The sequence below is a fragment of the Bacteroides ovatus genome, assembly GCF_001314995.1.
In the GTDB taxonomy this organism is placed as follows: Bacteria; Bacteroidota; Bacteroidia; order Bacteroidales; family Bacteroidaceae; genus Bacteroides; species Bacteroides ovatus.
This window is the reverse complement of sequence record NZ_CP012938.1, coordinates 3,125,841-3,151,671: the sequence shown is the minus strand read 5'-3', so window position 1 is coordinate 3,151,671 and position 25,831 is coordinate 3,125,841. Positions and strand designations below refer to the sequence as shown.

14 protein-coding genes and 1 pseudogene are annotated in these 25,831 nt (G+C 44.8%); 14 read left to right on the top strand and 1 reads right to left on the bottom strand.

Annotated features, from left to right (window positions below; all coding sequences use genetic code 11):
* The first annotated feature begins 4 nt into the window (after positions 1 to 4).
* The 11 genes from Bovatus_RS12440 (at position 5) to Bovatus_RS12390 (ending at position 17,653) form a co-directional block, all read left to right on the top strand.
* Positions 5 to 1,879, top strand: coding sequence for a RagB/SusD family nutrient uptake outer membrane protein (locus Bovatus_RS12440; RefSeq protein WP_004297708.1), 1,875 nt, complete (start codon positions 5 to 7; stop codon positions 1,877 to 1,879).
* Positions 1,880 to 1,905: 26 nt separating this feature from the next.
* Positions 1,906 to 4,725 (top strand): SusC/RagA family TonB-linked outer membrane protein, encoded by a 2,820-nt coding sequence (locus tag Bovatus_RS12435; RefSeq protein ID WP_004297709.1) that lies wholly within the window; start codon positions 1,906 to 1,908, stop codon positions 4,723 to 4,725.
* 24 nt (positions 4,726 to 4,749) lie between these two features.
* Positions 4,750 to 6,504, top strand: coding sequence for a RagB/SusD family nutrient uptake outer membrane protein (locus Bovatus_RS12430; protein ID WP_049942685.1), 1,755 nt, complete (start codon positions 4,750 to 4,752; stop codon positions 6,502 to 6,504).
* Between the two features lie 47 nt (positions 6,505 to 6,551).
* Positions 6,552 to 7,589, top strand: coding sequence for a DUF5627 domain-containing protein (locus Bovatus_RS12425; RefSeq protein WP_004297711.1), 1,038 nt, complete (start codon positions 6,552 to 6,554; stop codon positions 7,587 to 7,589).
* Between the two features lie 30 nt (positions 7,590 to 7,619).
* Entirely contained in the window at positions 7,620 to 9,374 is a 1,755-nt protein-coding gene (locus Bovatus_RS12420) for an endo-1,4-beta-xylanase (RefSeq protein WP_004297712.1), read from the top strand.
* 30 nt (positions 9,375 to 9,404) lie between these two features.
* Complete coding sequence (locus tag Bovatus_RS12415; RefSeq protein ID WP_004297713.1) at positions 9,405 to 11,423, top strand: hypothetical protein; 2,019 nt, start codon at positions 9,405 to 9,407, stop codon at positions 11,421 to 11,423.
* Positions 11,424 to 11,490: 67 nt separating this feature from the next.
* Positions 11,491 to 14,046 carry a glycosyl hydrolase 115 family protein gene (locus tag Bovatus_RS12410; protein WP_004297715.1) on the top strand — a complete coding sequence of 852 codons (2,556 nt, stop codon included), beginning with the start codon at positions 11,491 to 11,493 and terminating at the stop codon, positions 14,044 to 14,046.
* A gap of 15 nt (positions 14,047 to 14,061) precedes the next feature.
* Complete coding sequence (locus Bovatus_RS12405; protein WP_004297716.1) at positions 14,062 to 16,422, top strand: glycoside hydrolase family 2 TIM barrel-domain containing protein; 2,361 nt, start codon at positions 14,062 to 14,064, stop codon at positions 16,420 to 16,422.
* Positions 16,423 to 16,784: 362 nt separating this feature from the next.
* Positions 16,785 to 16,985, top strand: a complete 201-nt coding sequence (locus tag Bovatus_RS25245) for a hypothetical protein (protein ID WP_004297719.1) — start codon at positions 16,785 to 16,787, stop codon at positions 16,983 to 16,985.
* A gap of 134 nt (positions 16,986 to 17,119) precedes the next feature.
* On the top strand, positions 17,120 to 17,302 hold the full coding sequence (locus Bovatus_RS12395) for a hypothetical protein (RefSeq protein ID WP_138274533.1): 183 nt from the start codon (positions 17,120 to 17,122) through the stop codon (positions 17,300 to 17,302).
* A 9-nt stretch (positions 17,303 to 17,311) separates the two neighbouring features.
* Positions 17,312 to 17,653: a hypothetical protein gene (locus Bovatus_RS12390; protein ID WP_004297722.1), complete on the top strand. Its 342-nt coding sequence runs from the start codon at positions 17,312 to 17,314 to the stop codon at positions 17,651 to 17,653.
* Between the two features lie 127 nt (positions 17,654 to 17,780).
* On the opposite strand, the pseudogene Bovatus_RS12385 reads toward Bovatus_RS12390, so the two are convergent.
* Positions 17,781 to 18,944 (bottom strand): annotated as a pseudogene (locus Bovatus_RS12385) (IS4 family transposase).
* A 151-nt stretch (positions 18,945 to 19,095) separates the two neighbouring features.
* Here Bovatus_RS12385 and Bovatus_RS12380 point away from each other — a divergent pair.
* Genes Bovatus_RS12380 through Bovatus_RS12370 form a run of 3 tightly spaced genes read left to right on the top strand, consistent with a single transcriptional unit; the run spans position 19,096 to position 25,825 of the window.
* The gene (locus tag Bovatus_RS12380; protein ID WP_004297724.1) at positions 19,096 to 21,081 is read left to right on the top strand and encodes a glycoside hydrolase family 97 protein; all 1,986 of its coding nucleotides are present in this window, start codon (positions 19,096 to 19,098) and stop codon (positions 21,079 to 21,081) included.
* 16 nt (positions 21,082 to 21,097) lie between these two features.
* The gene (locus Bovatus_RS12375; RefSeq protein ID WP_004297725.1) at positions 21,098 to 22,474 is read left to right on the top strand and encodes a glycoside hydrolase family 43 protein; all 1,377 of its coding nucleotides are present in this window, start codon (positions 21,098 to 21,100) and stop codon (positions 22,472 to 22,474) included.
* Between the two features lie 48 nt (positions 22,475 to 22,522).
* Positions 22,523 to 25,825 carry a glycosyl hydrolase family 95 catalytic domain-containing protein gene (locus Bovatus_RS12370; protein WP_004297727.1) on the top strand — a complete coding sequence of 1,101 codons (3,303 nt, stop codon included), beginning with the start codon at positions 22,523 to 22,525 and terminating at the stop codon, positions 25,823 to 25,825.
* Positions 25,826 to 25,831 lie beyond the last annotated feature (6 nt).

Sequence of the window (25,831 nt, the reverse complement as noted above, 5' to 3'; positions counted from 1 at the left end):
AGATATGAATAAATACATACGAAATATTACTTTTGTATCGGCCTTGTCGCTTTGGGCAATGAGCACTACATCGTGCACTGATTATTTGGATAAGGCACCGGCCAGTGACATTAATCCCACTGATGCTTACACTAATTTCCGTAGTTTTCAGGGGTTCACCGAGGAACTATACAACTGTGTGCCCGTCATCACCGGTAATACCAGCCACAACAGTTGGAACTGGGGAGAAGACGTATATTGGATTCCAAATGACACTCGTCCGTTTGCTTATCGCATTGACCAAGGTGACTATTGGGCATGGAATTCGTGCGAATATGGCTGGCTGAAAGACGGAGGTAAACCCGAGACTGGTACTCGTGGTGATAAAGGTCGTTTGTGGGGGCTCTCATGGTATGGTATTCGCAAAGCCAACATCGGTATTGCCAACCTCGACAAACTCACCGATGCTACCCAAGAAGAGAAAAACCTTATCGAAGGTCAACTCTACTTTTTTCGTGGATGGTTTCATTTTATGCTAATGCAGTTCTGGGGTGGTTTGCCTTACATAGACGAGGTGATAGCATCGGATGCAGAGTTCCGTATGGGACGTTTGAACTATCAGCAAACGGCTGATAAAGCTGCAGCTGATTTCCGACATGCAGCTTCATTGTTACCTGTGGATTGGGATAAGACTACTGCGGGAAAACTGACCTTGGGAAACAACAATCAGCGTATTAATAAAATTATGGCTTTGGGGTATTTAGGTAAGAACTTACTTTATGCTGGTAGTCCTTTGATGAATCAAGAGTCTACCGGAAATGCTACTTATAATAAGGAGTATTGCCGTCAGGCTGCCGAAGCATTTGCCGAAGCGCTGAAGTTATGCGATGAGACAGGGCGTTATGAGCTGGCTTCGTTCGATGAGTACGAAAGTCTTTTCTATACACACAAACAAAACAACAAAATCAACGGCTTGAAAGAGGCCATCTTTCAGGAAAATTTAGTAGGGGTATCAAGCCGTTTCCGTTGGAATCAAATCATGGACTATCGTCCTAAATGTTTGATTACATCGGGTATAAAGGTTTATCCTACAGCCAACTATGTGGATTACTTCGGTATGAAGAACGGTTTGCCGCTTGATGATATTGATTCTGGTTTTGATAAGACTTATCCCTGGAAGGATCGTGATCCGCGTTTCTATAAGGATATTGTGGTAGATGGCACTAAGTGTGCACTCAATACTAAAGGCAATTTAGCAGAAGATGTACAATATGCCAGTCTTTATACCGGTGGCACTTATCGTACCTATAAAGATCCCGAGGGTATTCGCTCCGGTTATATGATGACAAAGTTTTGTCCCCTGTTGATCAATGATTGGGATGGCTATCTGAGTGGTAATATTATGGTATTAAGTTTGATGCGATTGGCCGATGTTTATCTGATGTATGCCGAAGCTGTGGCTATGGCTAATGATGATATCTATGCTAAAGTAGCGGGATATGATCTTACGGCTCTTGAAGCGGTGAATAAAATTCGTCAACGTGCGGGTGTGGATCCCATTGCTGATAAATATCTGGTAAATGTTGATCTATTTATGGGTGAACTGCAACGCGAACGTGCTGTAGAACTTGCGTTTGAGGGACATCGCTTCAATGACCTGCGTCGTTGGATGCTCTTCTTGCAATACCCATATAATGTGAAACTGGCAGTAGAGTTCGATCGCGACATGAGCGTGAGCGATGAAGATCGCTATGCTGATCCTATTAATAATGGTAAAGTCCAAAATTGGCGCTATTCAACATTGATTGAACGGAAGTTGTCGCAAAAACACTACTGGTTGCCTTTTAAGAGAGATGATGTGAACATATATCCCGAGTTCAAGCAAAACCCTGGATGGTAAAATCCATTTAAAAGTTAATAACTGTCATGAAATATATTAATAGAAATAAAAACTACCTCTTGGTAACGGTCGTACTCATTGTACAAACGGTGCTTACCACACTGAGTGCGCAGATAAAAGGCGACTCACTGGTAAATGTGGCCTTTAATAAGGCAGAAAGCAGAGACCTGCAGGGTGGTATTGCGAGTTATAATGTACAGGAATTGTTAGAGAAAAATTACTTCACCGGTAGTCTTGACGGGCTACAGAGTCAGTTGGCTGGTATGAAGGGGACTTCTATTTGGGGACAAAATGGACTACTGTTGATTGACGGTGTTCCCCGTAGTCAATATGATGTGCAACCCACCGAAATCGAGAATATCACTGTACTCAAAGGAGCCAATGCTGTGGCACTCTATGGTAGCCGTGCTGCAAAAGGTGTTATCCTGATTACTACAAAACGTGGTAAAGAGGGAGCATTACGTATCGATGTACGTGCTAATACGGGCCTTCATATCCCCAAGGCTTATCCTACTTATCTCAATGCTGCCGAATACATGACACTCTATAACGAGGCATGTCTCAACGATGGTAAGAAAATACAATATGATGCTTCTACCATTTACAACACTGCAGTCGGGGCTAATCCCTATCGTTATCCTGATATGAGTTTTTATACTGATGAATATCTAAAAAAGGTGTACAACAAAAGCGATGTGACAGCAGAAATACATGGAGGCAATGAGCGTGCGCGCTATTATTCGAACATTTCGTTTACTCACAATAACAGCCTGATGAAGCTGGGAGAGCAAAAGAAAGATAAATCTATTGATTTTCGTGTACGTACCAATGTAGATATGAATCTGACGAAATGGCTCAAGGCATCGACTAGTGCGGCAGTAAAGATTCAAAACGGTTACGATGGTCGTGGTGATTTTTGGGGGCAGGCAGCTACACTTCGCCCTAACTGGTTCTCACCTTATCTGCCCGTGGATATGATTGACCCCAATAACAGTATTTTGCAAGAAATGGTGAACGCTAATCGTCATCTTATCGATGGTAAATATATGCTGGGCGGAACCTCCACTGATCTTACCAATACCTTTGCTGATGCGCAAGTGGCAGGTTATATTAAAGATCGAAATCGTTCATTTCTCTTCGATGTTACAGCCGAAGCTGATTTAGGTATGTTGGTGAAGGGGCTTTCATTTAAGACGGCTTTCAGCATTGATTATACCGACTTTTATTCTGAGGCCTACAAATTGAATTATGCTGTTTATCAGCCTACATGGAGTAACATGAATGGTAAGGATATGATTATCGGTCTTACAAAGTATGGGGTTGATGATCAATCCACCAATGAATTTGTGGGTAGTTCATCTTACACCCAAACCATGATGTTTAATGCTCAGTTCGATTATCACCGAACGTTTGCTAACCACCACAATGTACAAGCGGCTTTCTTAGGATGGGGATTTCAGCAGCAAAATTCAGCAGATGGAGATCATGACGGCAGTGATTATCACCGTTTGAGCAATGTGAATCTTGGTATACAAGCCGCTTACAACTATAAGCACCGTTACTATTTCGATTTTTCGGGTGCTGTGGTTCATTCGGCAAAACTTCCCGAGGGTAATCGTAATGCCTTTTCACCTACTGTTACGCTGGGCTGGCGCTTGAGCGATGAGAAATTCTTTAAGGAGAATATAGAGTTTATGAACAATCTTAAGTTCTCGGCTTCTTATGGTGTACTCAATCAAGATATTGACATCAGTGATTACTATATGTACAAGGGCTACTTTAGAACTGATGCCGGTTGGTATCCTTGGAACGATGGCACTGCTGGAGGTAATGCGGCGGCTTCTGCCCGTGGAGACAATATGGATTTGGGGTTCATTCAGCGAAAAGAGCTTCGTGTAGGTTTGGAGGCTGCGTTGTTCAACAATGCAATTGTGCTTGACGCCAACTATTTCCATCAAGACACTGAAGGCAAATTGTCACAAGGTAAGAACACAATTTACCCCTCATTCTTTGCTAGCAACAACTTCAATCAACTCTCTTACACTAACTATGAGAATGACCGTCGTCAAGGCGTCGATCTTAGTCTGCAACTCAATAAGAAAATCGGGCAGGTGGAAGCACAGCTCGGTTTGCTAGGTACTATTGCCTGGAGCGAAGCTCTTCGTCGTGACGAAGTATATGAAGACAGTTATCAATATCGCACAGGTCGGGCATTGGATGCTTCATTTGCTTATGTGTGTGAAGGCTTTTTCAAAGACCAAGCTGATATTGACAGCCATGCCCGTCAGACTTTCGGTGATGTGAAGCCTGGAGACTTGAAGTATAAGGATATTAATGGTGATAAACAAATTGATTCGAAGGATCAGATAGATTTGGGGAATACTGGAAATCCTTTCTATTTTGGTTTGAACCTTACTTTACGGTGGAAAGATTTCATTTTCTATCTTGAGGGTACAGGTAACACAGGAGGTATCGGCTACAAGAATAATTCTTATTATTGGGTGAAGGGGAGTAGTAAATATAGCGAAGTTGTGCGTGGCAGGTGGACTCCCGAGACTGCGTCTACAGCTACTTATCCACGCCTCACCACTACCGACAATAGTAATAACTTTCGTAACTCTACCTTCTGGATGTATAAGACTAATCGTTTTGACCTTACTAAGGTTCAGCTCACCTATAACCTGCCCAAATATTTGTTCAATGGTAAGCTGGTAAAAGGATTGAGTGTATATGTTAGCGGTTCTAACTTGCTTACCATTGCCAAAGAACGTAAGCATCTGGAGATGAATATAGGTAGTGCTCCGCAGACCCGTTTTGTGAACCTTGGTTTTAAAACAGCCTTCTAACTATTAATGAATAATATCATGACAATGAAAAAGATAAATATACTTTTGGCATCTGCCGTCCTCTACCTCTGCTGTGGCTGCGAGGACCTTTTCACCCCAGCTCCCGAAAACTATAAGGACGCTGAGCAGATGAACAGCGATGCACAATATGCACAGCGTATACTAATGAATGCTTATCGTATCATCCCTAAATATTATAACGATACCGACTATGCTACTGATGATGCAGTGACTAATTCGAAGAGTAATGGTTACATGAAAATGGCCACCGGTTCATGGACATCGAGTAATAATCCTGTAAATCTCTGGACCGACGGATTTGCTGCCATACAGAATGTGAACCTCTTCCTTGAGAAAGTGGATGAAGTGCATTGGACCGATGATGAAGAGTCGCGTAAACTTTTTGCTTGTCGTCTCAAAGGCGAGGCTTATGGACTGCGTGCACTGCACACCTATTTCTTACTGCGCAATCATGCTGGCTTTAGTAATGATGGTGAACTTCTGGGCATACCTCTTTATGACAGCTATTTGGGCAGTGATGCCAATTTTAATCAGCCTCGTGCTTCTTTCTATGATTGTGTAAAACATATCTATGATGACCTCGACAAGGCAGAGCAGATGCTTCCCATGGAATACAATGATATCAGCAATGAAAGCGAGATACCCGAGCGTTTCCAGCCCTACACTAGCCGCAAGGAGACTTACAATCGTGTGATGGGACACTATGGCCGTCAACTCTTCAATGCACTTATCGCTAAAGGTCTGCGTGCACGTGTAGCCCTATTTGCTGCCAGTCCTGCTTTTGTAGATGCCAGTAACGGAGCCACTTGGGCTGAAGCAGCTGATGCGGCAGCCGAGGTGATTGATTATGCCGGAGGAGTAGGAGGTATTGATGCTAAGGGTTTCTATTGGTTTGGCAACACTGACGAACTTGATAAGTTAGGCGAAGGCTTAAACCCGGCTGAGATTATTTGGCGCGAAGGTTTGAGTACCAACAATACAGAAGAAAGTAATCACTTTCCCCCATCGCTTTTTGGTAAGGGTTATATGAATCCCAGCCAGAATCTAATTGATGCTTTCCCTATGGCCGAAGGTGGTTATCCTATTAATGATGATCGGGGAAGTTTTGATGAGAGCAAACCTTATGAAGGACGTGATGCCCGTTTTGCACAATACATTATTTATAATGGAAGTAAAGCCGGTGTGACCGATAAACCTGTGATGACAGGTTCGCAGAGTGGCACTGACGATGGTATCAATGTAAAGGAAACCTCGACTCGCACCGGCTACTATATGAAGAAACGTACTCGTCAAGATGCCAGTAACAACCCCTCGGGAGTAGTGAAGAAGATTCACTATAATCCTCGTATGCGCTATACCGAAATCTATTTGGCCTATGCAGAGGCTGCCAATGAGGCTTATGGACCCACTAACACTGGTGGACATTCTTATTCTGCCTATGATGTAATGAAAGCTTTGCGTAGCCGTGCCGGAATCAAGAACGATGCTTATCTTGAAGAGTGTAAGGGGAACCAGGAAAAGATGCAGCAGCTTATTCGCAACGAGCGCCGCCTCGAACTCTGCTTCGAGGGATTCCGCTTTTGGGATCTACGTCGTTGGAAAGCACCTCTCAACGAAACCGTTCGTGGTTATGACTCCTCTACCGGAGAGGAATTTGATGTGGAAGAACGTCTCTATAAAGATTATATGTACTATGGTCCCATACCGTATAGCGAAACTTTGAAGTACAGCAATCTTAAACAAAATAAAGGATGGTAAGATTATCAGTAATAGAATTATTTCCAAAATAACAAAAGCAAATTAATATGAAATTCAATCATTATATATTCGGTATTGTACTCGTAGCTGGTTCATTGGCTGCGTGCGACAATCAAGACATTGAGTTCGATGATTACAAATTCCAGGCGGTGTACTTCGGTAGCCAATACCCTGTGCGCACTTTGCAATTAGGGGATGATGAGTTCATGGATCTTACGCTCGATAATCAGCACAAATTCAAGATTATGGCTACCATGGGCGGCACGTATAATAACAATCGTAATCGTGTCATTGACTTTGTGGTGGATGAAAGTCTTTGCGCCAACCTTTTTTATGCCGATAATGATACTCCTGTGTTACCTATGCCTAAGGAGTATTATCAGTTGGCTTCTGATCAGATTGTACTTCCGGCGGGTTCTGAACTCGACGGTGTAGAGGTGAAGCTTACGGATGCATACTTTGCTGATGAAAAAGCACTTGGACGTAATTATGTTATCCCCTTGCGCATGACCGGTGTGCAGGGAGCCGATTCCATTTTGAGTGGTTTAGCTGGTGTGGATAATCCTGACCTCTGTGTGGCCAGCGATTGGATCAAGGCTCCCCGCAACTATGTTCTCTATTGTGTGCGTTACGTCAATCCTTGGCATGCGGTATATGTGCGGCGTGGTAAAGATAAAATCACTGATGCCACAGGTACTACTACCGAAACTATTCGCCATCAGGAATATGTAGAGAAAGACGAAGTGGTGAATGTCATCACAGCAGCCTACAAGAAGGTGCGTTTGCCGCTTACTATTAAGAAAGATGATGGTACAGATGTAAACTATGAACTCACACTCACCTTCGATGACAATAATCAGTGTAGTGTAAGTGCCGGAGCCGATAACCTCGAAGTGAGCGGTAGCGGTAAGTTTGTAATGGATGGTGAGAAGCAGAGCATCGGTGGCTTGGATCGCAATGCTCTCTACCTTGATTATCAAGTGAAGTTTAAGGAACTCAATCGTACCTATATTACTACTGATACGCTTGTGGTGCGCGATCGTGGTGTAAAGCCAGAATACTTTAGTGTGAAGCGGGTGAAATAATCTGTTTGTTGAAAAAAATACTAAAATGTTATGAGAAATTACAATATAAAAAGTCTGCTGATAGTGGCATTTCCACTACTTTGGGCAGCTTGTGCTGACCTCGAAGATTATAGCTCTGCTTATGATGTAGAGAAGCCTGGTGATGTATCGAAAACTGATTACCTCAATAGCTTTGGTTTACTTACTGATCACATCGATGTTACTGCCAACCCCAACTTTGTGTTAGCGTTGGCTACCGATTACGCTACGCTCTCGGATAATGCTAATTTAAGCAGCATACTTAGTTCCAATTTCCAGGGAGTGAGCATTAACACTGGTTTTGCCCATGCCGAGTGTATGGATGAGAACAATGCTTTAGACTATACTGTTGCTACGAATATTGTGAACTATGCCATGAATAATGGGACATTAGTGCATGCCGGTTCACTTTGTCAACACACGAAACAGAATTATCAATATCTTAATGCACTAATTGCTGATGTGATTATTCCTGGTAATGAGAGGAGTGGGAAAGTACTTGTTCATGATTTTGAGGATTTAGAGATCGGTACAAGTTTTAAAATGACTGGTGGCGGTGAAGCCATCGTGGCAAATGATCCTGATGGTCAGAGTGGTAAAGTACTACATATAGGAACTACGTCCACGGGTTCTAAAGCTGCGTATTCTATTCCTGTGTTTAACGTTACTTTACCTGAAGGTGTTACCCTTGGTGATTGCATAGCATTCGTTATGGACTTTAAGACGACTAGTACAAATGGCCTTTTTGGCAACGGTATGCGAATGAGAATTAATGACGGACCAGATATTAAATATGGCAATGCGTCTTCGTTTGGTTGTAGTAGTGGTAAATGGAATCGTGGTGGTGTGGCACTCGATTTTGCTACTGCCAATCTTAGTGAAGAGCAGAAGAAACTCACTACATTTACTATTGCTGCCGGAACACATTCCGGTGAGGCTATTGCTGATGTCGATAATATCTATATTACTTGGAAGCAGGTAGAGGAGGGAGAAACCATTATAAAAACTCCTGCCGAGAAAAAAGAAATTCTTTTAAAGCAGCTTAAAGCCTACATTGCAGGTATGATGGAAGTTGCTGCAACTAAGATTACCCGTTGGGACATCGCCTCTTGCCCTATGAGTGACATTGACGGATGTATGCTCCGTTCAGCCTCTAATGAGGCTAATGCTGCGTCATCCTTCTATTGGCCAGACTATTTAGGTGAAAACTATGTACAAGATATAGTTGCTATAGTTCGTGCGGCTTATGCCGAATATGCTGAAGAAGGTTCTGGTAAACTTCAACTCTTTGTCGATGAGTATGGACTTGAACAGCCCGGAAGTCGCAAATTAGAACGTCTGCTTCAGATGATGACTAAGTGGGAAGCCGATGGCATTACTAAGATTGATGGTATTGGCACCCAGATGCACCTTGAATATTCACTTGATGCCAATCAGCAGAAGCGTAATGAAGAGGCAGTGGCTGCTACCCTCACCAAATTGGCTGCTACTGGCAAACTTATCCGTATCAGCGACCTCAATATCACTGTAGTGCAAGCGAATGGTATTGAAGTCAGCGAAAGTAAAGTGAACTTCGAGCAGCAGATTGCTTTATCGCGTTACTACAACTATGTATTGAATAAATACTTTGAACTGATTCCCGCTGTTCAACGTGCGGGTATCACCCTGCACGCTGTGGTAGGTACACTTGGCTTGTGGGATAAAGACTTCAACCGGCAGGTTATCTATGGAGGTGTATACAATGGATTGGCCGGAAAGACAAATTAATTTCAGTAATAATACCAAGAAAAAGATCGTATGAAAAAAAAATATATACTTTGTTTGATGATCTCGCTCGTGACATTGCTCTATACTTCGTGCTCTGATGACGAGGTGGTGCGAATGAGCGACAAGAAAGTTGCTTTCATGCAAGAAGAGATTGCAGTGACTCGCGCTGGAGGAGATGTAATAGCCCTCATGGAGTGGAATCAAACCGCTTGGACACTAGAAGCTGCCAGTGAAGGTGACATTGTGAAAAGATTCTCCGTGAGTAATGGAGGTGAAGTCGGTAAGAATGGTTTCGAACAGATAGTGATTACCTGTAATGAAAACACTACGGGCACCGAACGCGAGCAAATCGTTTACCTCACCGCCACCAATGGTCGTGATCGTACTCAGCTTACCTTAATACAAGCAGCCGTAGATAAGAGTTATCAGCATTGTTATTATGTAAGGGCCGATGTTGAGACTGAAGGCGACGGCTCTAAAGAGGCTCCTTTCAAGACCATTAGCATGGCAGCTTCGAAAGTGCAGGCCGGGGATACTGTATTGGTGATGGGGGGCATTTATGTAGAAGAGAATGTTATTCCTGCCAACTCAGGTACCGAGAAGGCTATGATTGTATTCAAACCTGCTTCAAAAGCTGATGAAGTAATTATTAAGCATCCGGGTATAGAATTTACTAAAGATGGTACTCCGGTGTTTAATCTCAATCAGCGTAGCTATATTTGGGTTGAAGGTTTCACTTTCAAAAGTTATTATTATGCTGGATTCACATTTGAAATGAAAGAAGCCAACCATTGTGTGGTATTCGATAATCATTTTGAAGATATTGGGAATGATCAGATTGTGAACAATGGTATCTCATTGATTCGTCTTTATAACGCTTCCGATAATGTGATTTGCAACAACTTTTTCAAAGATATCTATGGTGATGGTGTAAGTATGGGACGTATCTCGAAAAATAACTTGATTTGCGATAACACCTTTGATACCTTCAAAGGTAAAGCACGCGGATGGGCTGGCGAAGGTTCCTCATATACCACCAACATCACTTTAGGTGATGAAATGGAGTATGCTGACAATCTGATTGCTTTCAACACATCTACCAAAGGTAAGCCTTTTGTTTGGTTTGACCGTAATGGTAGTGACAACATTGTTTTGCGTAATGTGGGACACGACAGCGATGCCTTTGTGTTCAACGAATCACGTTGCGTACGCAATCTTATTCAAGAGAATATCTGTTATAACATTAAGAATGTGGGTTACGAAACTGCTCGTTATGAGACTGGCTATACTGAAGATGCTCGCTGGGTGAACAACGTAGCCTACAAATGTAATTCAGGTTTCTATATATCTAAGGCATGGCGTAATGATTTTCGTAATAATATTTCTGTTCAGTGCAATTCTTATAGCATGGAGTTTACCGATATTGCTCAAGAGTGTGGTCCTCATAAATTTGAGAACAACATGTTTTGGGTGACTAAAAACAATGGTGATAATTGTGTTAAATTGGGTAATGCTAAGCGTACGGCACAGTATTTCTTCGATAGAGTAGGTGAAGCGCATGGCCTTTATGAAGATCCGCTCTTTACCAATCCTGATAATGGTGACTTCACTTTGCAAGAGGGAAGCCCAGCTAAAGGCAGTGGAACCTTGAATTGCGACCGTGGTGCATTTGCTGTTTATCCGCCCACTACTGTAGGGCGCTGTGAGCAACTCTCTCTGTCCGAAGACATAATGGTAAGTTTCTATACACCCGTATCGCAAGCCAATACTGCCGGACAACACTTTATTACTTTGCAATTGAGCTATGCCGCTCCTCATGCCATGAGTGTGAATTTGAAAGCAGTGGCAGGTGATGCCCGTCCTAATACTGATTACGATCTTGAGCAGACCGTGAATTTTGAGCCTGGTGAGAGAAGTAAGAGTGTAATCGTTAATATCAAGAAGAGTGATGCTCCTTACGACCAACTTCTTTGCCTGCGCCTTACTGATGCCAACGGTGTACAGGTTGGTGCACGCAGCTTACATGCCATCCGTATTGTGCGACCGTGACACGAGATAAGTGAAACTATTTAAATTATATTTTTTGAAATAAACTTCTTAAACTTCTCATCTATATATGATACGCAAATATATCATAGGGGTCGTAGCTTTGTTGGCAACTTTGGTGTTGCCAGCATTGGCTATTGACCATAAAGGGATAACGAGCGACCAGCTCGATAAAAATAGCTTCACATTGATGCAAAATGGTAAACCAACCCCTATTTTGATGGATGTTACCGATGAGCGTGGTATCAGCATCGCTGTAGAGAACTTAGCTGAGGACTTTCGTCGTGTGGGAGGCACTAGGGCGGAAGTGCTTGCTACTCCCCGTGTCAGTCGTTTTGTCTTGATAGGTAGTCTGCAGAGTCGTTATATTCGCCAACTCATAAAAGATCAGAAGCTTGATGTTTCTATATTAAAGGGGAAAAGTGAGCAGTATCTTATTACTACTGTCAATCGGCCTTTCGCTAATGTTGATGAAGTTTTGGTTGTAGTAGGTAGTGATCGTCGGGGTGCCATATATGGTACTTATGAACTTAGTGAGCAAATTGGAGTTTCACCTTGGTATTGGTGGGCCGATGTCCCCGTGGTACGTCAACAAAATCTTGCCATTGAACGTGGTAATTATACAGCTGGTGAACCTGCAGTGAAATATCGTGGTCTTTTTCTTAATGATGAGGCTCCTTGCCTTACCAACTGGGTAAAGCATGCTTTTGGTACTAATTACGGTGGCCATGAGTTTTATAGTAAGGTATGTGAACTTATTCTTCGTTTGCGTGGTAATTTTCTTTGGCCTGCTATGTGGTGTTGGACCTTTTATGATGATGATCCTTTGAATAGTAAGGTGGCCGATGAGATGGGGGTAGTGGTGAGTACCTCTCATCATGAACCTATGGCTCGTAACCATCAGGAGTGGAGCCGCCATCGTAAAGAGTATGGTGAATGGAACTATGCCACCAATCAGAAGGTGATCGATAAATTCTTTGCCGAAGGTATCCGGCGTATGAAAGGTACTGAAGATGTGGTCACTATTGGTATGCGTGGTGATGGTGACGGTCCCATGAGTGAGGATGCGGACATTAAATTATTAGAACGTATCATCAAAAATCAACGCAGTATTATTGCTGATGAAACAGGACGCCCAGCTAAAGAGACTCCCCAAGTATGGGCACTTTATAAAGAGGTGCAAGATTATTATGATAAAGGGCTTCGTGTGCCTGATGATGTAATCATGCTTCTTGCTGATGATAATTGGGGTAATGTGCGGCGTTTGCCTAATGCCGAGGAGCGTAAACATCCGGGCGGATGGGGGATGTATTACCATGTAGATTACGTGGGCACGCCTCGTAACTCGAAGTGGCTTAATGTTACCCCTATTCAAAATATGTGGGAACAACTTAGTCTCACTTATGAGTATGGTGTAGATAAACTTTGGGTACTCAATGTGGGTGATCTTAAACCCATGGAATATCCCATTAGTCTCTTTATGGATATGGCTTGGAATCCAATGCATTATACGGCGGAATCACTTCTTAAGCATCCGCATGCTTTCTGTACTCAGCTTTTTGGCGAAGTTCAAGCCGATGAGGCTGCTCGTATTCTCAACCTTTACTCTAAATATAACGGCCGGGTAACGGGCGAAATGCTTGATGCTATAACTTACAACCTTGAGACCGGAGAATGGAAGCAAGTGCGTGATGAGTATATTTGTCTTGAAGCAGAAGCCTTGCGACAATACAATACATTAGCATCCGAATATAAAGATGCATACAAGCAGATCATTCTTTTTCCTGTGCAAGCCATGGCTAATCTTTATGATATGTATTATTCACAAGCGATGAACCATAAACTTTATAAAGTGGGAAATCCCGAATGTAATTATTGGGCTGATCGTGTGGAACAGACATTTAAGCGGGATGCAGATTTGGCTTATGATTACAATAATGTGATGAGTGGTGGCAAATGGAAACATATGATGAGCCAAAAACACATCGGATATAAAACGTGGAACGATAACTTTCCTGCGGATACTTTGCCTGAAATCTATCGTATTATGGAAGATAAGACCGAGCAAGAAGGGGGATATATCTTTTGTGAACGAGATGGGGTAGTGTCTATTGAGGCTGAGCACTTTTTTGTCAAGCAAGAAACAGAGGATGCTAAGTGGACTATTATTCCTTACATGGGGCGTACATTGAGTGGCATCACTCTAATGCCACGTTTGTCCAAAACTGATGGTACATCGCTTACCTATAGGATGAAGTTGCCCACTGATGTGAAACAAGTTAAGGTACATGTGATAGTAAAGAGTACCTTAGCATTTTCCCGCCCTGAAGGGCATCGCTATATGGTAGCAATGGATGGTGGTGAAGCCAAAGAAATTAATTTTAATCATAATCTTAATGAGAAAAAAGAAAACATCTACAGCGTCTTCTATCCCACTGTAGGGCGGCGAGTGGTAGAAAAGAAAGTAACGTTCAATTTGATGTCTCAAGTTGATGGGATACATACATTAACTGTTAAGCCGCTTGATCCCGGCATTGTATTTGAAAAAATTGTTGTAGATTGTGGTGGCTATCAGCCTTCATATTTGTTTATGAATGAATCACCGTTGAAGAGACAAATCAAATAAAATATTAATAATAAAATGAAAAAACAAATAACATTACTATTTGCTTTGTTGTTTAGCTTTGCAGCTAATCTCTTAGCTCAAAAAGAGACAAGGCAGCAGCTAAACTTTGATTTCGATTGGACATTTTCGCTTACGGATAGTGAACGGTATATAACAAAACCTTTTGTCAAGGGTGAATGTGTTGAGGTGCAACTTCCTCATGATTGGAATATCCGCCAAGAGTTTGACAAGAAATGGGGCGGCGCTGTTGCTTATTTGCCTGAAGGTATTGGCTGGTATCAGAAAAGTTTTAGTTTGCCTGCCAGTAGTAGAGGTAAGCAGGTGCGCATCGTATTCGATGGTATTTTTATGCAGAGCGATGTTTACATTAACGGTCACCATTTGGGGCATCGTCCTTATGGCTTTTGTAGCATTGTCTATGACCTAACACCTTACCTTAAGCCGCAAGGTGAAGAAAATTTCATGGCTGTGCGTGTCAATACCACAGGAGGTCGCCCACGTTGGTATGCTGGTGCAGGTATTTATCGACATGTTTGGCTTGAAGTAACTAATGGCGTACATGTAGAAACTTATGGAACTTATGTTACCACCCCTAAAGTGAGTGCAGCTGAAGCTGAGGTGTCAGTTGTAACTACCTTAAAGAATAGTACCACTAAGGAACAGACTGTCAGTCTGCTACAACAGGTGAGAGATTCGAAAGGTCAATGTATAGCTAAATGTAAAAGTGAAAAGCTAAATCTTGCCGCAGGTGGTAAAACAGATGTGAAACAGGATATAAATATTTTTCAGCCTCAACTTTGGAGCCCTAATAGCCCTGTACTTTATGTCTTAGAAACTATTGTCAAGGTTGGAGGACGTACGGTGGATGTTTACAACACTACTTTTGGTGTTCGTACTGTTAAGTTTGATCCCAACCGTGGCTTTTTATTAAATGGCGAGCAAGTAAAATTGCAAGGAATGTGTCTGCATCACGATGCTGGAGCTATGGGGGTAGCTGTACCTTTTCGCTCTTATGAACGTCGTTTGGAAATTCTAAAGGAATATGGCGTGAATGCTTTACGTATGTCGCATAACCAACCTTCAACAGAATTTCTGGACCTTTGTGATCGTATGGGGTTTTTAGTAATTGATGAGGCCTTTGATAAATGGAAGAGTGGCAATAGTTATTATACTCGCTATTTTGATGAGTGGTGGCAACGTGACTTAGGTAATATGTTGCTGCGTGATCGTAATCACCCTAGTGTTATTCTTTGGAGCATTGGAAATGAATTAATTGAGGCATGGAGCAAAAGTGACGAAGGTGTGGAACGTGCTGCTATGCTGCAAGATTTTGTACATAAGATGGAGCCAACTCGTCAAGTGATGCTTGCCGCACAAAATAATCATCAAGATAAGTTCTCCGGTGTGACTGATGTGATTGGTTATAATTATCTTGAGGCTCGTGCTATAAGTGATCACAAGAAGTACCCTGAACGTTGCTTCCTTATTTCCGAAGAATTACCTTATTACAGTGGTGCTGAAGGTAATTTACGGAGCTATACTCCTATTAATCCTTGGAGTGTAATTGCAGCTCATGATTTCATTGCCGGTGGCTTTATATGGCCTGGAGTAGATTATTTAGGTGAAGCTGGATGGCCAAGTAAAGGATGGCCTAATGGGCTTTTCGATATATGTATGTTCGAAAAACCGCGTGCAGCCTATCATCGTGCCATGTGGAATCCTGAACCGATGGTTCGTATTGCGGTGAAGGATCCATTCGCTGATATTGATCATGGACGCGACCTGTGGCAGTGGCCCTCGATAGTGGATCATTGGAATTTTGATGGTAAGTTCAACGGACTTGTAATCGAAGTGCTTACAACCACCAATTGTGAGGAGGTGGAACTTTATCGCAATGATAAACTGATGGGACGTGAGCGTGCTGCAAACTATACCAACAACACTATTGTATGGAACATACCTTATACTCCTGGCACACTTTTAGCTAAGGGCTACAACCAAGGGAAGGAAGTGGCTAAGTGGGAAATTAAGACAGCCGGTGTCCCTGCATCGCTCAAGGCCGAGGCCGACCGTATGGAAATCGCGGCTGACGGACAGGACTTGAGTCATATTTCACTGACGCTTGTAGATAAAAATGGCGTGAAAGTGCAGACCGACAACCGACGCATAAGTGTGAAGGTGAGCGGTGAAGGACGCCTGAAGGCACTTGATACGGGCGATTTGCGTGTGGATTCTTTCTGCCGTGATAATGTACTTACTTATTTTGGCCAGGCTTTGCTCACCGTGCAGTCCACCCGTAAAGCAGGTAACATACGTGCCGACATACAAGTGGAAGGTATTGATAAGCCTTTCTCTGTGATGATTACTACAAAATAAAAGTGAGGAATGGCGAGCGACAGATTACATAATGATCAAACGGGGATGTCTCTGTATATAGAATGCAGAACATCTCCATTTTTTTATTTATGTTATGCTCTTGAGTAATCTATTTACATACAGCAAGGTCCATTTTCTTCTGTAGATTATCCTCCTTACTACGCTCAAGCGGTTCTTGAATAGTGTTCTCTTCGTTGCTTTCCCGTTTCATATAAACGGGTGGATACACGCCGAAGAATTCACGGAAAGCTTTCGAGAAATAATTGGGGCGGCAAAGCCTACCTGATTTACTTCGGCTATAGAGTGCTTCTTCTCGCTTAAAAGCTTGGCTGCAGTGGTTCAGATAACATTGTCCTCGTAATGTGAGATATGACGCAGCTTTGCTCGTTTTCAATGAATCACGTTGCAAACGCAATCAGTTTCAGGAGAACTTAGGATATAATATTGATGGTGTAGGTTATGAAACTGCTCAATATGATGATACTGGTGCTACTTCCGTTTTTCATTGGACTTACAATGTTGCATATTATTGTAAGCATATTTTTTATAAAATCATGGCGTAACGAAGCTTGCAATAATATTATATTGGATAAAAGAATATACAGATGATAATGGCTTGTTTATTGAAACTGCTTATAATAATACTACTCATGTGTTTCTGGACGATCTGTGGTATACTGGAGGGTATAAAAAGAGTATGAATTTTGAAGAGGTTTTGGTTACTGTCGGCGAATTCTGCAAAGCATTAGGTGATGAAAATTATCTTTCAATTGACCCCATGTTCACTGACCCTGAGAATGGTGATCTCACTTTAAAAGAAAGTGGTCCCGCTAAAGATGCTGGGACTATGGGCTTAGACTTAGGCATTTCCCCTGTGTAGCCTTTCTTAATGGTGGGTTGGAATGAAAATCAAACTCTGTTTGATAATGTGTTGGCGGGGGATGTTCCAGTATCATCTACCGAGGTAGGTACGCATGCGATAGTAGTTGAACTGAATCGTACTACTCGACAGGAGATGGTTGTAACTGTTAAGTGTGTGGCTGGCAATGCTAAAGAAGACTCTGATATTAATGTGAAGAAGACTATTACATTAGCTCCTGATGAAAAGAAGAAATTGTTTAATGTAACGGTTAAACTTTCTGAAATGATTTTTGACCAACTAGTCGCTTTTAAGATTGTGAGTGTAACGAGTGGTGAAATAGGCCTCGTAACTTACATGTCATTCGCATAGTAAGATAAAACTCGTTTTACATAAGAGGTATGCCTGCAGTTAATATGTTATTGGTATACTTCTTGTTATTAATATTCATATAATGATATAAAATGAATCACTAGTGTCCTATTAAAACTGGGACAAATTAAAAATTAAATAAACTTGGTCCATTTGGTCCTAATCGTTCTTTGTCATTTTGAAATTTAGTTTTATCAAAGAGGTCTCTCAGATGAGTTTTATCAGTCAATGAGATGCTCAATATTTGTAGCACTTCGTATGTAGTTCTATCCAGTTTCATATCGTGTTGAATGATTGCCACCAAACAGTAAGTGCATATTGCTGCATATATCTGTATTCGAATAGCGTTCTCTGTAGTACCCCAAAATCTTTTGATTTTAAGATGCTGCTTGAGCTATTTGAAAAACAACTCTATCTGCCAGCGATTTTTATAAAGTTCAGCAACTTGAAGTGCAGATATATGCATCGCATTGGTTATGAATATGAACTCCCTTTTTTGTTCTTCATCCCAATATTTAACCAGTCTAATTGGCTCTGGATAATATTGTTTAGGATAGAATCCAGTCAGAAGTACACTTGCGTCTGAAAACACATTCTTAGGCAGCCTACATTTCCATTTGATGGATTTGTGCTGGCGATTCTTTTTTGCTCTGACAACGAAGTAGGCTTCAATCTGATGAATCTTATACAGCATCTTGAAGTTGTTATAACCGCGGTCAAAGATGTAATAAGAGCCTGGTTCATAAGGGACTTCAATCATCGCTTTAGAATCGTGTATGGATGCTTCTGTGATATGAAAGAATGCAGGGATTTGCGTTTCTGCATCATATAATGTATGCACTTTGACACCCCCTTTCTTCTTGCGGAATTTAGCCCACCAAAAGACTGAAAGACCCAAGTCGACAGTTGTCGAATCGAAGGCATAAACGTTACTGCCAAGTTTGAAAATATGGTTGATACGCTTTTGTCGTGCTTCACTAACCAGGCAGTAAGCGTATTCTTCAAAGATATGATAGTCTCTATCTTGATTTGCTCGTGCCAGCGATGACTTTGATACGTTTTTACCCATTCCTAAATGATAACATCTGGAATGATGGGCTTCAAGCGCAACTGTTAAATCTCGCAGACTTTCACGATTAGAAAGTTGACCAAACATCAAAGCAAGTTGTTGATTCCAGCAAGTGAAGTGGTTCACATATTTGTCGCCATCATACTTGCGTACAATGTAGTTAAACTTATTCCTATCTAAGAATGACACTAGTTGAGTGAAAACGTATTTATCTTTATGTATTTGCAAATCTCCTTTTAGAGAGGCAAAGGTGCAAATCGAAATCCGTTTAATCGAAAAAACTCTGTAACTAACTAAATTTCAAATATTTCAAAGAACTATTTTAGATTTTAATGGGACAGCAATGATAATAACTTATAATTCATAACTCATAATGAAACATTTCTTAATCGGTATTTTATTCTGTCTGCCCGCTCTCCTCTGGGCGCAGCCGCAGCAAATTATCAGCCCGGACGGGCAACTGGTTGTCAACATTGACTTGAATGGTGGAGGAACACCTATATATAATGTATACTACAAAGGGCAGTGTTTCCTCAAGGATTCTCCCTTGGGCTTGCGTACCAATCTGGGAGACTTCACCCGCAACATCAGCTTTTGGAAAGCTGGGGAAGCGGAGGCAGTAGCAAGGGACTACACACTGCGCAACATCAAGAAATCGGTAGTCGCCTATCGTGCCAACCGTCGCGATTTTGCCTTCTACCAGCAACGGAAGAACCGAGAGGGTAAGGAGGGCAAAGTGCATGTGATGGACATCAACTTCGAGGTGAGTAACAACAACATCGCTTTCTGCTACCGCATATACCCACAGGGCAAAACGGTGGTAGGGGTTGTGGAAGGCGAGGCGACCGCTTTCGCCATACCCGGTGGCACCACGACTTTCCTTTGCCCGCAGGCGAAACCAATGGGCGGCTTTGCCCGCACTTCCCCTAGCTATGAAACGAGCTATACGCTTGACGAACCGATGGGGAAGAACGGATGGGGCGAAGGATACACTTTCCCCTGTCTCTTCAAGCAGGGTAGCAAGGGCTGGATGCTGCTTTCCGAAACTGGTACGGACGGGAACTATGTGGGTTGCCGGTTGATGGGCAACGGACAAGGCATCTACTCCATCGGCTTCCCCCAGCAAGGGGAACAGAACGGTACAGGCACGGCAACCGCTGCCATGCGCCTGCCCACTTGCACGCCTTGGCGCACCATCACCGTGGGTGAATCGCTGGCACCGATTGTAGAAACAACCATCCCGTTCGATGTTGTGGAGCCCAAGCCGTTGCCGTCATGGAACGGGTACGACAAATATCTATATGGACGGGGCACGTGGAGTTGGATTATCGGAATGGACTCCAGCTGTAATTTTGACGAACAGAAACGGTATATCGACTTTGCAGCCGACATGGGGTATGAGTCGGTGCTGATTGATGCCTGGTGGGACAAACGGATTGGCCGCGAAAAAATGGCTGAACTTGCCGCCTACGGCAAGAAGCAGGGCGTAGGCATTTATCTGTGGTACAACTCCAACGGTGTATGGAACGATGCTCCCCAGTCGCCCTTCATGCATACTGGTGAAGGAAGCCGCCTTGCCGAGATGGCATGGATGAAGCGTATCGGCATCCGCGGTATCAAGGTGGACTTTTTCGGCGGCGACAAGCAGGACATGATGAGGCTTTATGAAGGCATCCTCACCGATGCCGCTTCTATGGGATTGCTGGTCATCTTCCATGGATGTACGCTTCCCAGAGGCTGGGAGCGTATGTACCCCAGTTATGTGGCGAGCGAGGCGGTGCTGGCGAGCGAGAACCTCCACTTCGGGCAGGGTGCCTGTGATGCGGAGGCTTTCAACGCTTGCATCCATCCCTTTGTGCGCAACACGGTGGGCAGCATGGACTTTGGCGGCAGTACGCTCAACAAGCGATGGAGTGCTGGTAACGACCGCGGTAACTACCGCCGTACGAGTGATGTCTTTGCTCTTGCCACGGCGGTACTCTTCCAGAGTGCCGTGCAGCACTTTGCCTTGGCACCCAATAACCTGACGGATGCGCCTGCTTGGGCAATCGACTTCATGAAGCAAGTGCCTACCACTTGGGATGACGTAAAGTTCATCGATGGTTATCCCGGCAAGTACGTCATCCTGGCACGTCGCCATGCAGACCAATGGTTTGTGGTAGGAATCAATGCCCAAAAGGAAACTTTGAAGCTGAATCTCCGGTTGCCTATGTTTGAAGCTGGCAGCAAGGTGCGGCTCTATAGCGATGACACCTTACTAAACGGTTCGCTGAAAGAACTTAAAGTCAACAAAAAGCAAGAGATGAAGATTGAAATCCCTTGCAATGGCGGGCTGGTGATTAGCAGTTTGAATAATTGATAACTTATAACTCCTTATGAAACATACAATGAAAGCTGCCTTGTTGATGGGCATCTGCACCGCTTGCGGAAACCCAACCCAGACTTCGGACAACTATGCTTATCAAGCAAAGGCGGAAATTAATATGCCGATTATCCAGACCAGCTATACCGCCGACCCGGCCCCGGTGGTAGTCAACGATACTGTTTATCTTTTCACTTCACACGATAAGGACAATGCCCAAGGCTTCCTGATGAAGAACTGGCTGCTTTATATTTCGACCGACATGGTGAACTGGCAGGACCGTGGAGTCGTGGCCTCGCTCCGTGACTTTGAATGGTACCAAGGCAACAACGGGGCATGGGCCATCCAAGTGGTTCACCGTAACGGCAAATGGTATATGTATTGTCCCATTCATGGTCATGGCATCGGTGTGCTGGTGGCAGATTCGCCCATGGGACCCTACAAAGACCCCATCGGCAAGCCGTTGGTGTGGCAGCGCGAACATTGGGACGACATCGACCCCACGGTGTATGTGGACAACGACGGACAGGCTTATATGTATTGGGGCAATCCCAACCTTTATATGGTGAAACTCAACGAAGACATGGTCTCTTATTCGGGCGACATCGTGAAGATGCCGCCTATCGAGGACTACCAGGAGGGCCCGTGGTTCTATCGCCGTGGCGATTACTACTACTTGGCGTTTGCTTCCACCTGTTGTCCCGAAGGGATAGGCTATGCCATGAGCAAGAACCCGACCGGGCCGTGGGAGTACAAAGGTCACATCATGGGTCATACGGAACGCACTCGGGGTAACCATCCCGGCATCATCGACTACAAAGGCCGTTCTTATTGCTTCGGTCAGAATTATGACCTCTACCGGCTGGAAACCGACCTGCACGCCGAACGACGCTCCATTTCTCTTGCCGAGATAACCTACAATGCCGATGGCACCATTCAGGAACTTCCCTACTTTCACGAATGTACCCTACGTCCGGTGGCGAACTTCAATCCCTATTGTCGTGTGGAAGCGGAAACCATGGCTTGGGGCTTCGGTCTGAAAACAGGTAACAACAACCCTTGCAGCCGGCACAACAGCCTCTTTGTGCGCAACATCGATGACGGTGAATACATCCGTCTGCGCAGTGTCGATTTTGTCGAAGGTGCTTCAACGTTCAAAGCATCGGCATCTTGCCACCTCTATGGCGGCGAGATTGAGATTCGCCTCGATAACGAAGAAGGACAGTTGATTGGCAGGCTCAGCATTGACAATACGAAGACCGCTTACCAGACGTTTGAAACAAAGGTGGAAAAGGTGAGTGGCGTACACGACCTCTACCTCGTTTTCCGTGGTTGCAAACAACAGAAGAAGAACCTCTTCCTGCTGGATTGGTGGGAGTTCGAGAAATGACTATCGACCTCTAACTTTCGTAAATAAATAGGATAAACATCAGACAACATGAAACATTTTATTCCTTTTCTCTTTTCGTTCTTAGTGTTCACCGGTATGGTGAACGCACAGGACAAAGACTTCCACATCTATCTGGCTTTCGGGCAGAGCAATATGGAAGGCAGTGCCAAGGTGGAGGAAATCGACCAGCATGGAGTCAATCCCCGCTTTATGGTGATGAACGCGGTTGACAATGCCGAAAAAGGCTGGAAGATGGGCGAGTGGCGCACGGCGACTCCTCCGCTCTGCCGCCCCTATACGGGCTTGACCCCTTGCGATTACTTTGGTCGCATGATGGTGGACAACCTGCCCAAGCAGGTGCGTGTGGGTGTCATCAATGTCGCCATCGGTGGCTGCCGCATCGAGATATTCGACAAGGCAAACTGTAAGGGACATATCGCTTCGCAACCCGATTGGTTGAAGAAGATGGCTACCGAATACGACAACGACCCCTATGGACGACTTATTGCCTTGGCACGCAAGGCGCAGAAAGAGGGTGTCATCAAAGGCGTCCTGATGCTCCAAGGCGAGTCGAATTCGGGTGATCCCCGTTGGCTCGGACAGGTGAAAGAAGTCTATGGTCATATACTTGCCGACCTCGGTCTGAAGGCCGTGGATGTCCCTTTGATTGTCGGTGAAGTGGTCAACCGCACCGAACGCGGCATTTGTGCTTCCCACAATCTTCTCATCAACCGTCTGCCCGAAGTGATTCCGACGGCTCATGTGGTGAAGTCGGATTATTGTCCGGCGGCAAAAGACTTTCTTCACTACACTGCACAAGGCTACCGCATGATGGGTTCGCGCTTTGCCGAAACAGCGTTGAAGCTGCAAGGTGTCAAGCCTTTGGTCAACAAGTACGACGTCACTCGTCTGAAACTTTGGTACAACCGTCCCGCGCAACATTGGGAGGAGGCTTTGCCTATCGGCAATTCACGCCTTGGCGCCATGGTCTATGGCGGTGCCGGACGTGAAGAATTGCAGATTAACGAAGAAACCTTCTGGGCAGGCGGACCCCATCACAACAACAGCCCGAAAGCCAAAACTGTGCTTGACGAGGCACGTCGTCTCATCTTCGAGGATAAGACTATGGAGGCGCAGAAACTGATCAATCCGAATTTCTTTTCGGGACCTCACGGCATGAGCTACCTCAACATGGGCAGCTTGCTCATTTTACAGCCGGGCCACGAGAAGGCTACCAACTATTATCGTGAACTTGACATCGAAGATGCCACTGCCACCACCTGTTACGAGGTGGACGGCGTGACTTATACCCGTACCGCCTTCTCGTCAATGACCGACCAGGTCATTATTGTCCGTCTCGAAGCCAACCGCAAGGGGGCTTTGCTGTTCAGTTTGGGTTACGACACCCCGAAAGAGGCTGATGGGTCTGCTCTCCTCCATCCCGTAGTCAAGGTGAGGGGCAATAAGCTGACCATGCAATGCATCGGCATGGAGCAGGAAGGCGTTGCTTCGGCCATCAAAGGCGAATGGCAGGTGCAGGTGGTTCACGATGGCAAACAGGTGAATCAGCCCGACCGCCTTGGTGTGCAAGGAGCCACTACTGCCACCGTTTACCTCTCGGCAGCCACCAACTTTGTCAACTACAAGGATGTGAGCGGAAATGCTTCCCGCCGCGCCGCCGCTTATTTGAAAACCGCTTTAAAGCAGCCTTATCCCAAGGCACTCGAAGCACATTCAAAAGCCTATCAGACCCAGTTCAATCGTGTGAAGCTCGATTTGCCTGCTACCATCGCTTCATTGGCTCCCACTAATCAGCGCGTGGCCGACTTCAACCGTGTCGATGATCGCAACCTGATGGCCTTGCTCTACCAGTACGGACGCTACCTGCTCATCTGCTCCTCGCAGCCAGGTGGTCAGCCTGCTAATCTGCAAGGTATCTGGTGCCGTAGCCTTCACGCACCTTGGGACAGCAAGTACACCATCAACATCAATACCGAAATGAACTATTGGCCGGCTGAGGTAACCAACCTCTCCGAATGCCATGAACCTCTCTTCTCCATGCTCGAAGACCTCAGTGTCACCGGGCACGAGACGGCCCGCACTCTTTATGGTGCCAAGGGTTGGGTGGCTCACCACAACACCGACCTTTGGCGTATTGCCGGTCCAGTCGATGGCGCAACCTGGGGGATGTGGCCCAACGGCGGCGCATGGCTTTGCCAACATCTCTGGCAGCACTACCTCTATACGGGCGACCAAGCGTTCTTGCGTAAGTACTATCCGGTGATGAAAGGCGCGGCCGACTTCATGATGAGCCACTTGGTGAAACACCCCAAGTATGGTTGGCTGGTTACTGTGCCGAGCGTCAGCCCCGAGCATGGATACACAGCCTCTACCCTGACTGCCGGTTGCACCATGGACAACCAGATTGCTTTCGACATCCTTAACAACACACGTCTGGCTGCTACCATTCTTGGAGAACCGACCGCTTACCAAGACTCCCTGCAAGCCACTTGTACCCAACTGCCGCCGATGCAGATTGGCAAATACAACCAGATACAGGAATGGATGGTCGATGCCGATGACCCCAAGAACGAGCATCGCCACATTTCCCATCTCTACGGGCTTTATCCTTCCAACCAGATTTCTCCGCATTTGCAGCCCACACTTTTTGCTGCCGCCAAGAACACGCTGCTCCAGCGTGGCGATCAGGCCACAGGCTGGAGTATAGGTTGGAAGATTAATTTCTGGGCGCGTATGCTTGATGGTAACCACGCTTATCGCATCATACGGAATATGCTCCGGCTTCTTCCAGGCGATGGAAAGCAGAAGGAACATCCCGATGGCCGTACGTATCCGAACCTGTTCGATGCGCATCCGCCTTTCCAGATAGACGGAAACTTCGGTTATACAGCCGGAGTGTCGGAAATGTTGCTTCAGAGCCACGATGGAGCCGTGCATCTGCTGCCTGCTTTGCCCAAGGAGTGGCGGGAAGGAAGAATCAGCGGATTGGTGGCACGAGGTGGTTTTGTCGTGGATATGGAATGGAGTGGGGCACAATTGTTTCGCGCCGAGATTTGCTCACGCATAGGCGGTGTGCTTCGCATACGTAGCTGTGTGCCTCTGAAGGGCGAGGGACTGAAACCTGCAGAAGGCGCTTGTCCCAATATGCTTTATGCGCCTGCCGAAGTGCCTGCTCCTTTGAAATCGAATAAACTGAGAGCACTCCAGCTTCCCGTATTATATAAGGTATATGAATACGATGTGACAACCGAAGCAGGCGGACACTACCTATTTGAGAGGGACTATGCTCCTGAACTGGCACTACAGATGCATGACAACCTGAAATATTAACTTTAA

Coding starts and splice junctions, on each gene's coding strand:
- Bovatus_RS12440 (WP_004297708.1), top strand. CDS start 5: ATGAATAAATACATACGAAATATTACTTTTGTATCGGCCTTGTCGCTT.
- Bovatus_RS12435 (WP_004297709.1), top strand. CDS start 1,906: ATGAAATATATTAATAGAAATAAAAACTACCTCTTGGTAACGGTCGTA.
- Bovatus_RS12430 (WP_049942685.1), top strand. CDS start 4,750: ATGAAAAAGATAAATATACTTTTGGCATCTGCCGTCCTCTACCTCTGC.
- Bovatus_RS12425 (WP_004297711.1), top strand. CDS start 6,552: ATGAAATTCAATCATTATATATTCGGTATTGTACTCGTAGCTGGTTCA.
- Bovatus_RS12420 (WP_004297712.1), top strand. CDS start 7,620: ATGAGAAATTACAATATAAAAAGTCTGCTGATAGTGGCATTTCCACTA.
- Bovatus_RS12415 (WP_004297713.1), top strand. CDS start 9,405: ATGAAAAAAAAATATATACTTTGTTTGATGATCTCGCTCGTGACATTG.
- Bovatus_RS12410 (WP_004297715.1), top strand. CDS start 11,491: ATGATACGCAAATATATCATAGGGGTCGTAGCTTTGTTGGCAACTTTG.
- Bovatus_RS12405 (WP_004297716.1), top strand. CDS start 14,062: ATGAAAAAACAAATAACATTACTATTTGCTTTGTTGTTTAGCTTTGCA.
- Bovatus_RS12395 (WP_138274533.1), top strand. CDS start 17,120: ATGAATTTTGAAGAGGTTTTGGTTACTGTCGGCGAATTCTGCAAAGCA.
- Bovatus_RS12390 (WP_004297722.1), top strand. CDS start 17,312: ATGGTGGGTTGGAATGAAAATCAAACTCTGTTTGATAATGTGTTGGCG.
- Bovatus_RS12380 (WP_004297724.1), top strand. CDS start 19,096: ATGAAACATTTCTTAATCGGTATTTTATTCTGTCTGCCCGCTCTCCTC.
- Bovatus_RS12375 (WP_004297725.1), top strand. CDS start 21,098: ATGAAACATACAATGAAAGCTGCCTTGTTGATGGGCATCTGCACCGCT.
- Bovatus_RS12370 (WP_004297727.1), top strand. CDS start 22,523: ATGAAACATTTTATTCCTTTTCTCTTTTCGTTCTTAGTGTTCACCGGT.